This is a genomic window from Bacillus hominis, assembly GCF_018332515.1.
In the GTDB taxonomy this organism is placed as follows: Bacteria; Bacillota; Bacilli; order Bacillales; family Bacillaceae_G; genus Bacillus_A; species Bacillus_A hominis.
Genome location: NZ_BOQD01000083.1, coordinates 20704 through 32911, shown reverse-complemented (window position 1 = coordinate 32911; position 12208 = coordinate 20704). Strand labels below are relative to the sequence as shown.

The 12208-nt window shown below is 35.9% G+C and carries 13 protein-coding genes, 1 pseudogene and 1 riboswitch; of the genes and pseudogenes, 5 read left to right on the top strand and 9 right to left on the bottom strand.

Translation table 11 applies throughout. The features are described from left to right. Positions 1-199: 199 nt before the first annotated feature. Positions 200-718, top strand: a complete 519-nt coding sequence (locus KI356_RS10035) for a GNAT family N-acetyltransferase (protein ID WP_212935351.1) — start codon at positions 200-202, stop codon at positions 716-718. A 52-nt stretch (positions 719-770) separates the two neighbouring features. On the opposite strand, the gene KI356_RS10030 is transcribed toward KI356_RS10035, so the two are convergent. The 5 genes from KI356_RS10030 to KI356_RS10010 form a co-directional block, all read right to left on the bottom strand. Continuing rightward, positions 771-1679, bottom strand: a complete 909-nt coding sequence (locus tag KI356_RS10030; protein ID WP_128282368.1) for a VOC family protein — start codon at positions 1677-1679, stop codon at positions 771-773. Between the two features lie 75 nt (positions 1680-1754). Next, positions 1755-2546, bottom strand: coding sequence for an amino acid ABC transporter substrate-binding protein (locus KI356_RS10025; protein ID WP_212935350.1), 792 nt, complete (start codon positions 2544-2546; stop codon positions 1755-1757). An 11-nt stretch (positions 2547-2557) separates the two neighbouring features. Next, entirely contained in the window at positions 2558-3319 is a 762-nt protein-coding gene (locus tag KI356_RS10020) for an amino acid ABC transporter ATP-binding protein (RefSeq protein WP_212935349.1), read from the bottom strand. A gap of 19 nt (positions 3320-3338) precedes the next feature. Then, positions 3339-4007: an amino acid ABC transporter permease gene (locus KI356_RS10015; protein ID WP_212935348.1), complete on the bottom strand. Its 669-nt coding sequence runs from the start codon at positions 4005-4007 to the stop codon at positions 3339-3341. Between the two features lie 68 nt (positions 4008-4075). Beyond that, positions 4076-4182: riboswitch (SAM riboswitch) on the bottom strand. A gap of 225 nt (positions 4183-4407) precedes the next feature. Then, positions 4408-5319, bottom strand: a complete 912-nt coding sequence (locus KI356_RS10010; RefSeq protein ID WP_128282372.1) for a VanW family protein — start codon at positions 5317-5319, stop codon at positions 4408-4410. A gap of 465 nt (positions 5320-5784) precedes the next feature. Between KI356_RS10010 and KI356_RS10005 the strand changes: the two genes are divergently transcribed. Further along, entirely contained in the window at positions 5785-6111 is a 327-nt protein-coding gene (locus KI356_RS10005; protein ID WP_002121259.1) for a hypothetical protein, read from the top strand. A gap of 115 nt (positions 6112-6226) precedes the next feature. Continuing rightward, positions 6227-7306 (top strand): DUF3900 domain-containing protein, encoded by a 1080-nt coding sequence (locus tag KI356_RS10000; protein WP_212935347.1) that lies wholly within the window; start codon positions 6227-6229, stop codon positions 7304-7306. 778 nt (positions 7307-8084) lie between these two features. Here KI356_RS10000 and KI356_RS09995 read toward each other — a convergent pair. Together KI356_RS09995 and KI356_RS09985 are read right to left on the bottom strand one after the other, a co-directional pair. Continuing rightward, on the bottom strand, positions 8085-8285 hold the full coding sequence (locus tag KI356_RS09995) for a hypothetical protein (RefSeq protein ID WP_238486187.1): 201 nt from the start codon (positions 8283-8285) through the stop codon (positions 8085-8087). A 614-nt stretch (positions 8286-8899) separates the two neighbouring features. Next, entirely contained in the window at positions 8900-9592 is a 693-nt protein-coding gene (locus tag KI356_RS09985) for a hypothetical protein (RefSeq protein ID WP_212935346.1), read from the bottom strand. An 89-nt stretch (positions 9593-9681) separates the two neighbouring features. Here KI356_RS09985 and KI356_RS09980 point away from each other — a divergent pair, with 89 nt between their 5' ends. After that, a complete protein-coding gene (locus KI356_RS09980; RefSeq protein WP_212935345.1) occupies positions 9682-9849 on the top strand; it encodes a hypothetical protein in 168 nt (55 codons plus the stop codon). A gap of 217 nt (positions 9850-10066) precedes the next feature. After that, positions 10067-10615 (top strand): annotated as a pseudogene (locus KI356_RS09975) (DUF3900 domain-containing protein); the annotation flags it as partial. A gap of 141 nt (positions 10616-10756) precedes the next feature. On the opposite strand, the gene KI356_RS09970 reads toward KI356_RS09975, so the two are convergent. Next, positions 10757-11611 carry an exonuclease gene (locus KI356_RS09970; RefSeq protein ID WP_212935344.1) on the bottom strand — a complete coding sequence of 285 codons (855 nt, stop codon included), beginning with the start codon at positions 11609-11611 and terminating at the stop codon, positions 10757-10759. A gap of 191 nt (positions 11612-11802) precedes the next feature. Beyond that, the gene (gene cspB / locus KI356_RS09965) at positions 11803-12003 is read right to left on the bottom strand and encodes a cold shock-like protein CspB (protein WP_002121270.1); all 201 of its coding nucleotides are present in this window, start codon (positions 12001-12003) and stop codon (positions 11803-11805) included. Positions 12004-12208 lie beyond the last annotated feature (205 nt).

Sequence of the window (12208 nt, the reverse complement as noted above, 5' to 3'; positions counted from 1 at the left end):
ATGTTAATATTTTTAATATTAACATAAAACGAAACCACCTTATTTTTCATATAAATAACTTTAAATTTCAAAGCGAAACTAATTTTCATTCAAAACAGGATGTGGATTGCATAAAATGAGGTTGGGAAAGTAAGAAAACGCTTTTGTTAAATGCCGCATTTTTGTGAAATAAAACGTCAATCAAAGGAGCCTACGAACAATGAACGTCTCTTTACTTACACCTACTACCGATTTACAAGAAGAATATTTAGATTTTTATAACGAATGGAAAGATAGCGGTGAAACGATGATTCCGTGGGTTATTTCAAAAGACCCTTCTAACTTCCCAGCTATGATTCAAGAATTAATCGATGCACATAACGGAATAAATATTCCTAAAACTTGGGTACCAGATTCTACATATTGGCTTGTTACAGATGAAAATAGAATTGTAGGAGCTGTTAATATTCGCCATAGTTTAACAGAGCATTTGTTTCATGCTGGCGGTCATATCGGTTATGGCATTCGCCCTTCTGAAAGAAGAAAAGGTTATGCTACGAAACTACTCGAGTTATCATTGGAGAAAACGAAGGAATTAAACATCACGAAAGCACTTGTTGTTTGCGACGAAGTAAATACCGCTTCAGAGAAAACGATTTTACATAATGGTGGTCTCCGCGATGAGGATTTTACTGAAGAAGATGGGAATGTTGTAAGAAGGTATTGGATTGATCTATGAATGACTCACAAAAAAAGAAACCAGAAAGTGATTAAACACTTTCTGGTTTCTTTTACACTGCTTCTACTTCAAATTGCACTGTAATACCACTTGGATCTACTACCGTAAATCCATTTGTAGTTTCATTTATTTCATGTTGTTTTTCTAATAATCTTCCTTTTACTTCATCTAGCGCTTCTTTGTGTGGTAGTACAATGGTATACACTTTTAATCCCGTTGCATGTGCTGGCGGGTGCGGATTATTTACCCCATTCCACGTATTTGCACCGATATGGTGATGATACCCTCCTGCCGAAATGAATAAGCAATCATCTTCACGCTGTTGTACTTCAAAACCTACTGTATCTACATAAAACTCATGTGACTTCTCTACATCAGCTATTCGTAAATGTACGTGTCCAACTACCGTTTCGGCTGGTAAACCATCAAACTCATAATCAACGAGCGTTGCTAGTTCTTTTAAATCAAGTGGCGTACTTCCTCCTGGTCCTTCTCCCCATTGATCACGTGGACGGTCTGCATAAATCTCGATACCATTCCCTTCTAAATCTTGTAAATAAAACGCTTCGCTATACGTATGATCACTTGCGCTATTAAACCTTGAAATTGGTAAAATTTCATTTGAATATGTATAACGCCCTTCTTGCTCAGCTGGACTATCAATTACGTTCTTATTACGAAGCACACCAAATAGTGCCGAAGCAAAAGCTTCACGAGTCGGAACTAAAAAGGCGACATGATATATACCCGTCGTACGTGGTTCTTGAGGCGCTGCATCTTCCACCTGCTCAAGAACGAGTAAAGCATTCTTACCACCTTTTCCAGCTAAATATGCTGTATTCCCCTCTTTCTTAATTACCTCTAGACCAACAACATTTTCATAAAAAGCAATTTGACGCTCTAAATCTTTCACTTTAAATGTAACATGACCAATGCGTGTTTTCGGATGAATTTGTACCATGGATAACTTCCTCTCTAGTTCCCTTTAGTTTTTTATATAAGTTGATAGGCGATAGCCCCATTCAACGAATACACCTTAATTTTGTTTTTTTGTAGCATCAACTTTCAGCCATTTTTTCGATATGTCACTTAATGTTCCATCTTGCTCTAATTCTTTTAACGCTTTATTTATATCTTCTAACTTTTCACTCTTTTTTGCAAATGGAAATGCAATCTCTCCCCATTCAAGTGGACCAAATCCTACTTTTACATTATCTAATTTCGCCTTTGTAATTGTTGTTTCCACTTGCACTTTATCATTATAGTAAGCATCAACACGCCCAAGCCCTACCTCATTCAATTCCGCTGTCGGATCCTCTGAGAAGGTTTTAATCGTAAAAGCATTATTTTTATTTAAAGCTTTTAACTCTTGCTCGCCTGCTGTACCAAGCCCAACACCTACAGTCTTTCCTTTTAGATCCTCTAGTGATTTAATTGTATTATTATCTTTCTTCACCGCAAAAACAGAACCTGAATACACATACGGGATCGAAAAGTCATATTTCTTTTTTCTTTCCGGAGAAACCGATAGTTCATTTGCAATCGTATCAATACGGCCTGAATCCAACAAACCAAATAATCCTTCAAAATCAGAAACATTCCATTCTACTTTATATCCAGCTTTTTTAGCAGCCGCCTCAATAATTTCAGCATCAAAACCTTTTACTTTCTCACCATCTTTAAAAATAAATGGACTACGACCTGCAGAAGTCCCAACTTTCACTACTCTTTCATTTATTTGTTCACTTGCTGCATTAGAACCACATGCAGACAAAGCTCCAACTGATAATGTTAATGCTATTGTTAGTAATAATGACGATTTTCTCATAACTCTTCCTCCTAAATAATGAAATGATTTCCTTCTTCAGATGCATTTAATTGCCGTAAAAACTTTTTCGTACGTTCATTTTGTGGGTTTCTAAAAATCTCTTCTGGCGTTCCCTGCTCTACGATAATTCCATCAGCCATAAAAATAACACGATCCGCCACCTCTTTTGCAAAATTCATTTCATGTGTAACAATAACCATCGTTATATGCTGTCTTGCCAAGTCTTTAATAACTTGCAATACCTCATTTACTAATTCTGGATCAAGTGCTGAAGTCGGTTCATCAAACAATAATACAGCTGGATTTAAAGCCATTGCCCTAGCAATCCCTATCCTTTGCTGTTGCCCTCCCGATAACATCATTGGATAAGAATCTTCTTTATCCGCTAAGCCCACTTGTTTTAAAAGGTCCCTTGCTATTTTCTTTGCCTCAACTTCACTTTTTCTCTGCACAACCGTTAATGCTGTTGTAATATTTTGCAACGCTGTTTTGTTTTTAAATAAATTATAGTTTTGAAAAACCATAGCTGTTTTTTGACGTAATTGTGTTATTTCTTTTTTATACAGTTTCTGCGTATGAATCTCTAAATCTTCAATTCTAATACTGCCATCCTCCGGTTGTTCTAATAAGTTTAAACACCTTAATAATGTCGATTTGCCCGAACCAGAAGGTCCAATAATGACTACCACTTCTCCTTTACCTACAGTAAGTGAAATTCCTTTTAGTACTTCATTATGTTTGTAAGACTTATACAAATCTCTTATCTCAATCACATATATCACCTCATTTCTGTTACAAATATGGTGCATCAAGTTTCTTTTCTAACCTTTTCTGTCCCCAGCTAATTACGATTGTAATAATCCAATACACAATTGCTACAGCTAAATAACTTTCCATATAACGATACGATTGTGCCGCTAGCATTTTCGCTTGTGCTAAAATTTCAGCCACCCCAAGTGCAAAAGATAACGAAGATTCTTTTAACAATCCAACAAAATTATTTCCAAGTGACGGCACCGCTACACGAATAGCCTGTGGAAAGATAATTTGCCGCATCGCTTGCACCTTTGTCATCCCTACTGATAAACAAGCATCCATTTGTCCTGATTCTACAGCATTTAATGAACCTCGAATTATCTCTGACAAATAAGCAGCATTATTTAAACTGAGACCAATTAAAGTTGCTTGCATAGCTGTAAGTACTGTAAAACTCGGAGATATTTGTGGCAATCCGAAATACAACACAAACAGTTGAACTAATAACGGTGTCCCTCTAAAGAAAGAGATATACACCCTTGCAATTGGATATAAAAATTTCGTTTTGTTTTTTGTAATGATCGCCAAGCCAATCCCTATAAAGAAAGAAATAATCATTGAAACTACAGTAATCCCTAAAGTTATGTATACATACTTAAATAATTGCGGAAAACTTTCTAAAAAATACGTTACATCAAATTTCACTCTCTCCCCCCTCTCTAAACAAAAAACTCTTCTTACACATATAAGAAGAGTTGAATGTTAATCCATTTCCCCCATCTTCCAAACGCCTCATACGTTTGCTGGAATTAGCACAGTACTTTTGTAGCCTGTTGCTGAGATTTCATCGGGCCAGTCCCTCCATCTCTCTTGATAAGAAAACTAATAAATTTTTCCATTTATTAATTTGTTATTATGAAGAATACAGCTAAATCAAAACAATGTCAATAGGAAAACTAAGAATTAAATCCGGACTTTTTTCGTACATACGAACAATACCCCCATCAAAATTACTCTTCTTAATAAATTGCACACAAAAAGCCGGTACTTCTAACAAACTTAGAAATACCGGCTTCCAATCTTTTACTCTTATAGCTTATGATATTTATTTCATTTTATGTACTTCAGCAACTAACTTTCCGCCCTGAATACCCATATAAAGCTTAACAGGAGCATCATTCGTGTTTTCAAATACTAAGTCTAAATATGGATATGCAATTGTAGCATCTCTTCCTTGTGGAACATAACCTACTGTTTTAGAGTGTGTCGTTCTCTCTACCATTGTTAAACCAGCTTGATCTGCTGCATTGTATAGAGTTGATGATGTTTGACAAACGCCACCACCATAACCATCTACTAATTTACCATCTACAATTTCTTTACCTAATTGATATCCTTTATCTGGCGTTGTATCACCGATTAATGCATTAAAAGAGAAACGGTCTCCCTTCGCTAAAACAACACCATTGATGCTCTCCGCAGACAAACGAATATTTTCAATTCGGCCACCTGTTGAGCCACCTAAATTCGTTTCATATCTACCAATTACAGTGCCACTTCCTTGCGCATCACCTAATGTTGCGGTAGGTTTTTTCTCCACAATTGGTAACTGATAAGTAGAATCCCACATACCTACATTTAATAATTTGTCTACTAATTCTTTTTCCATTAATTCATAAGAAGGCTTTCCTTCTTGCCAACTTCCATCCGGCGCTATACGTGAAGGAACCATCTTTTTGTCAACGCTTTTCCCAACTTCACCAGCAACCTTCGTTACCGATTTTTTGAATTTCGCTTCATCTTCAAAATAGCCTAAACTCGATAAGTCTATTTTTTTCACTTCAGTACCAGTACGCCCATCCACTAAGCTAATTGAATCCTGTACATCAGCCTTAGCCTCTACAACGTTCCCACCAAAATCACTTACTAATGCCACATCACTTACTTTTGTGCCACAACCACTTACTACAGCTACGCATAGCACCCCTACTAATATACCCTTTATTTTTCGGAACAATATACTCTCTCCTTTTCCCCAACATTATTTCTTATGTATTATGTCACTTTTATGTATGTTTTGTTACAATCATTTTACAATATATTTAGAAAATGTTACAAGTTGTTTTTTACTCTATTAAAATTACTCTTTTCTTTTGTAAATGTCTATACATATTTATATAAATTTTTGAGTTTGATAAGATTGTAACTTTTGTGCAACCTATCTCTATCCAGTATATACCATTCAACAGATGAAATACAAATGTAAAACCCTTTCATTTCACCTCTCTATTCACCTGCATGCTTCAGAAACCGTAATGCCGATTTCTCATACATGATCATTATTAAACAACTTAAACCAAGTTTTTATAGGCAAACACAATCAATCGTTTCAGCGTATTTAGGTATTTGCCGTGCCACTACTCCGCTTTCGCACATACATTATGATGAATTCAACCCACCTTTAAGAAATGGAGGAATATTTATGTATCCCTACAACCCTTATGATCCATATAACCAATATGGATCTCAACCTCAATATGATTTACAAGCACAATACCAACAATATATAGATCAAACAGAGCAAATTAATCCATACGATCCAAATCGCCAATTTCAACTTCCAATCTCTTTCCCTGGCACTGGAAACCGTCAACTAGAACGGCGAGTAAATGAGCTTGAACAAAGAGTACGTCAACTAGAAAACACAGTTGAACGCCATACTCGTAGACTGAACCGTTTAAATCAGCGTCTACGTACAATAGAAAACAGACTTAACATTCCATTTTCAGCATTAGAAGACGGCTTTTAATTTCGAAAATAAAAAATATATAAGGAAGGGACTCTCCCTTCCTTATATAAATTGACGAAAGTTTTTTCCATCTCTATACTGATAAGAGTTAATGAAATGAAACAAGGTGATAAATATGGATTTTGAAATAAATTTCCTTTCCTTTTATGTGGTACAAGTTGAAGGAAAAGGTGAAGCAGTTGATAAACGCTATAAACATTTTCAAACATTAGACGCTGAAGAGTATGAAGATAGCTCTTTAAAAGAATTTTTGAATGGTGAATTATTAAAAATATCAAAACGAAAAGTAGAGCGTCATGCAAAAACTGAACAAGCTCCAACAAAGATCGGTCGCTTTATTGTAGAAGAAGGGCACGAACTCGATTCAAATCCTCATTACAACTTATTTAATCGTATTCGCTTTGCAGAAACTAAAGAAAACTTTAAAGATATGAGCGAACCTCTCGTTTATACATATCTTGACACAAGCGCTGTACGCGGTGGTGTATTTTTAATCGCTCAAGCAAAACTACGTAAATACTTTGACGATCCTTTCGTGTTTGTTATGAAATGCGACTTCGAACCAAAAGTCGCTTCTATTTCAGATGAATCAACACTGATTCGTAACGTCGAAATGGCCATCACAACAAAGAATATGAAATCTATCCAATATCCATACATGCCTGAAGAAGGTATGGTGGAGCCTGGCGAACTAAAAATACACCAAGCATCACACGCCCGTTACTTTGAAGACTTCTTAAAATTCGTCGAATACGAGCGCTCTATGCCTGAAATTATGAAAACACAAGTAATGGACATGGTATATGACCAAATTGAAGATGTATTTGAAGAAGGTACAGAAGAACGCGAACAATTCGACCAAGCGATGGAAGTATGGGCTGCCAGTCCGAAACGTGAAATTATGGAACAATTTTCAACAGAAGAAGTTATGGAAGCTACTGCTCAAATTGTCGAGCACGCCCCTGAAGTGGAATTAAAGCTAAAAGCAGATCATATCTCTGTGAAGGCCCTGCTTGCTGATTTCGGAGACTTAATACATATTGCAAAGGTAAACGACCGATATGTATTGATGATTGAAGCAGACACACTTACGTTTGAGAAAGGATTCTCTCCGATTGAGTTTTTGAAGCCAGATGAATTGCAAGATGTGATTGAGCGGATTGAGAAGAAGGCTTCCTCTATTCCGCAATACTAAAGGATTTATCAATATTTATTAACGTTATAAAATATCTAAGCGTGACCATTTTTTATAAAAATAACAGGTTTAATATTGAATAATAGCTTCCATGCTAACGATTTATTGAGCGCTTGTCATTAGCGCTCTTTTTATTTCTCCACTTCCTTGTGTCCATTACGTGATCACTTAAAATATACGGTTACTGAAACATCCTAATTTGCGCCCTTTTATATCGCTGACCAATCACTTGTCCGACCACTTCCTTCTATTGTATGAGATACGATAAACATGGACGCTATCTGACGCTCAACCATTTCGATAATGTCTTCCATTCCGTTCCCTCCTCGTCAAATAATTGCGCATGTAATTCTTCGTCAGACGCCTGCCATAAGTCTCGTCCGTCTTCCGTTTTGAGTACGTTACGGCGAATTAGCGCCTCGATGTAGATTTCTTTCAGTAAAAACATTCGTTTATTTGTTATTCCTCCTTGGCCTTCCAATAGTGGGTACATTTACCGCTAATAGTCTCGGAAAATCCGTGTTATCATTTAATTATCGAGCAGACATTACTCGATGCGTCTTCCTAATAGACGTATTTACTCCATCCCTTTTGAATCTCTGTCGTTACAGAGGTTCTTTTTTCTACGTTTTTTAACACTTACCGCCTGCCCTACCGACAATACTCATCGTTAAATACATTCGTAGTTTCCTAGACAAAACTCTCGTTATTTGACCGTAGAATTTATGTCAATAACCTTTTGTGACCTTGCGTTCTTGTTGACGTTCAATTACTCCGGTTACACTCCCGACGCTACGACTTTCTGCTTAACGCCTTTTAGCGTGTGCATAACCGACTGTAATATCGCTTGATCGTCCTTTGCCTTCCGTCGTTCCTTACGAATACATTTCAGCTCTTTCAATAAGTGATTACCTCTCGCTGTAGTAAACGATTCTAGTTCCAATAGAATACATTGCAATCGTTTTGTTACGTCTCTCATCGCAAGCACCTCCTATTAAACATCCTTTTAGCTTTTTCATATTGTGCTCTATATAAAACTTAGTTTTTATTATTCATAAACCCGTTTATACCCATAAAACATTTATTAATACCTTACAACTTCGCATACGCTCGTTGTACCTCACTATCAATTAGCGGCGTTCTTTTATATAAGTGATTACCGCTAAGTATATTAATGTTGAAAGTCTATTTCGTTAGAAATAGACTTTCAGGTTTTTACTTTTAATCTTTAGTATAGTTCTTGTAAGTCTAGTTGATATGAGTATAGTTCGTCTGCACTTGTCGTCAGGGACTCCGTGACAAAATTAACAAGGACTCTCTTCCATTTTTGTCAACCCCTCGTTAAAATAATCAGGAAGCTCCAATAATACATAAAGATTAGTGAACTGCCCATAACCATCAAATCTAGCTTAAACATCAATAAGACCTGACTCTTTTAGCGTTCGCAATGATCTATGTACCGTACGTTCTGAACATCTGGCTCTTTGCGATATGGCTGAGTATCATTCTCCTCATCTCATTTTTTCTACAGTTTAGCTTCATTCGAAAAACTTTGCAACAGAACCCTCGATGATATTCACCCTAAAACATTCATTATTTTCTCCCCTGTAACTGGACCAACACCCATCTCTTTTCTCCAACTGCTTGTCGATGTATTTCTTCATAGTGAAATATTTTATGTAAATCTTCCAAAAACGGATAGTGATCAAAATCATCTATTAATAGTAGTGCATCTGATTTTAAAAAGTTACAAAAAAGAGGATAAGCGAGGGAACGTCCATTTCCATGTGGACCATCTAAAATCATGATGTCAAAGGATTGTTGTTCCAAAGCTAGCTGATCTACCTCAGCGTAAAAAGCGTTGTGAATGCCGAAAAAATTGTATTGGTTTTGAGGAACTGCTTTTCCGTAAGATTCCCAAACCAGATGAGCTGATTGAGGATGTGAGAAGATTTTTTCCCATTCCTCATCAGTAACTTGCTTTAGTGTTTGTGAATACACCGTAATGTTTTCTAGATCTTCTACACGTGTTGATAATTGTGTTGCCCAATCGTTGTCATGTTCTAATGTTGTAACCTTGATCTTTAATAATCCTGAAGAGGAAAGATACTTCCAGAATAAAGTAGATTGGCCCCCACCAAGTTCCAGAATATGATAAACTTTTTCTTGATCTTCCAATCTCAAACATAGATGAATGAGTGAATTTCTGCTTAACGCCATTCCTTCATATCCCCAACCGTTTTGTTCGGATTTCGTTAGAAGTTCTTCTATATTTTTCCTCAGCATCGTAGTTCCTCCAATTTTAGATTCTATACTGAAAAAAGTATTCAGAATAAATATTATGAATTTTGTTTATAGAAAATAACTTTTTTGATTTGAAAAATAAAATTAAACGTCATGAGTCCACGAAAGAAATACAACAAGCAATCAAAGGCGTACTCGATGAATGGAATTTAATCGGTGAACTACAATTAGAAAAATATGAAATCTTATACTATTCATTTAGTATTTCGAATAGTACGCTCGTCATTAAAAAAAGCTAAGACTATGAAATTAATTAAAGCCAACCCTCGTACGACATTACCGAAACAACACTTAATACGTACAGCCATGTTCTTCCTGACATGCAAAAATTGGTATCTGAAAAACTCGATAAAATCATGAATATTTAAGCGGTATGTTGCCATGTTTGTGTCCATGCTTGATTTTACGTCCAGTAGCCGTTGTCAGTACGTGAATTTACGTATACCTTAAGTCTAAGTGCCTGAAGAAGGTATGGTCGAAGTAGGCGAACTAAAAATACACCAAGCATCACACGCCCGTTACTTTGAAGACTTCTTAAAATTCGTTGAATACGAGCGCTCTATGCCTGAAATTATGAAAACACAAGTAATGGACATGGTATATGACCAAATTGAAGATGTATTTGAAGAAGGTACGGAAGAACGCGAACAATTCGATCAAGCAATGGAAGTATGGGCTGCCAGTCCAAAGCGTGAAATTATGGAACAATTTTCAACAGAGGAAGTAATGGAAGCGACTGCTCAAATCGTCGAACACGCTCCTGAAGTGGAATTAAAGCTAAAAGCAGATCATATCTCTGTGAAGGCCCTGCTTGCTGATTTCGGAGACCTAATACATATTGCAAAGGTAAACGACCGATATGTATTGATGATTGAAGCAGACACACTTACGTTTGAGAAAGGATTCTCTCCGATTGAGTTTTTGAAGCCAGATGAATTGCAAGATGTGATTGAACGAATTGAGAAGAAGCAACAGTTTGGGTATGATCCGGGCAGGATTGAATAGAAGAATCGCGAATGATTAACTCACTTAAAAGGCAAATACTAAAAAAACTCCTATATCTATAAGTGGAATAGGAGTTTTTACATTGCTCACTAATAAATTTTCCTCATAAAAAGAGGACTAGCCTTAGATACCTTAATACGTTTACTTTACCTTTCCCTCTTCCTCGAGCTTCTCCATCTCAGCCAAATACCTAAGCTGCCGCTCCGCCTTTCTCACCGCAGTAGGAAAGTGTTTTTTCAGAAGTTCTACTGCAGATTCACTTATATAATATCTTTCCGTTATACTTTCCCACGTGTCACTACTTTCGAATGCACTCCATACAAAAGGACGCTCTGTATTTTTTCTCATTTCTTTAAATACCCATTTCCGCATCTTTTTTTTCGCTTTTTCTGTTAGTTTCCCGTTCTTTACAAGTTCAAGCTCACCATGTCTTTTATATCGTTTGTTAATATCTCTCTCGCCATATACTTTAAGAAATATATTTGCTGTATTCTCAGCATCTGCTAAAGCTCGGTGTTGCTTTCCTTGCCATGTTAAACCGATCTGTTCTACTGCGAACTGTAGACTTGGTGTATGTTCAAACAATTCTTCATACGCTTGGAAAACGAACTTTTGCAAATCAAATCTACTGCCTTTTTCCATACATGGGCATTCTAGGCCATGTAATGTACAATCATGAGATAGAAAATGATAATCTTCTTTTCCCCATGAAATAAATATAGAATCTTCTCCAATGAACTGAATAAATTCCTCTATAATTTGAGGGAATTTCTCTACACCAATTAAATCTTTCTTTGTAATTCCAGTTAATTTTGTTGTATGACGAGTTAATGGGGCACTTGGTTTTACTAACTCTGAAAATTCTCCAATAACCTTCATTGTACTCACATCTATTTTTATAGCTCCAATATCAACTATTTCTGACGGATCTTCTGATTTATACGGCCTAAAATTCCTTTCAATATCAAACACAATGAAATGTGTAGCGTTTTTCAATTTATTTACCTCTTTCTAAATTCCTTTTCACACACATACTTTATTTTCAGTATTTATTTATTTATTAATGCACTTTATGCATGAAAAACTTCACATAAAAATCAAAAATTCAGTCTTATTATTACATGTACATAGGAGGATATTCAATAAAAACGCAAAAAAAAGAAGGGCAAGCCCTTCTTTTTTCATAATTACTTCTTGTTTACGTTTGTAGCTTGAGGTCCACGGTTACCTTGTTCTACTTCGAAAGTAACTTCTTGACCTTCTTCTAAAGATTTGAAGCCGTCGCCTTGGATAGCTGAGAAATGAACGAATACGTCTTCTCCGCCTTCAACTTCGATGAAACCGAAACCTTTTTCTGAGTTAAACCATTTTACTTTACCGTTTTGCATTTAAAAAATCCTCCTACAATGTACCTATATGTACATATTCATTTTCAACCACTTTACAATAATACTTCATATATTAAAAAACTGCAACCCCAGAGGAGATTTAACATTGCTATCCTCCTCGGAAGTTACAGCTCATTTAAATCTCTATATTATTAAAAGTAAAATGGTTTAAAGTAACTATATCATATCAATATAATAAAAGTAA

Bases quoted from the DNA above. Each gene is read 5' to 3' on its own strand.
- KI356_RS10035 (WP_212935351.1), top strand. From the start codon at position 200: ATGAACGTCTCTTTACTTACACCTACTACCGATTTACAAGAAGAATAT.
- KI356_RS10030 (WP_128282368.1), bottom strand. From the start codon at position 1,679: ATGGTACAAATTCATCCGAAAACACGCATTGGTCATGTTACATTTAAA.
- KI356_RS10025 (WP_212935350.1), bottom strand. From the start codon at position 2,546: ATGAGAAAATCGTCATTATTACTAACAATAGCATTAACATTATCAGTT.
- KI356_RS10005 (WP_002121259.1), top strand. From the start codon at position 5,785: ATGTATCCCTACAACCCTTATGATCCATATAACCAATATGGATCTCAA.
- KI356_RS10000 (WP_212935347.1), top strand. From the start codon at position 6,227: ATGGATTTTGAAATAAATTTCCTTTCCTTTTATGTGGTACAAGTTGAA.
- KI356_RS09995 (WP_238486187.1), bottom strand. From the start codon at position 8,285: ATGAGAGACGTAACAAAACGATTGCAATGTATTCTATTGGAACTAGAA.
- KI356_RS09985 (WP_212935346.1), bottom strand. From the start codon at position 9,592: ATGCTGAGGAAAAATATAGAAGAACTTCTAACGAAATCCGAACAAAAC.
- cspB (WP_002121270.1), bottom strand. From the start codon at position 12,003: ATGCAAAACGGTAAAGTAAAATGGTTTAACTCAGAAAAAGGTTTCGGT.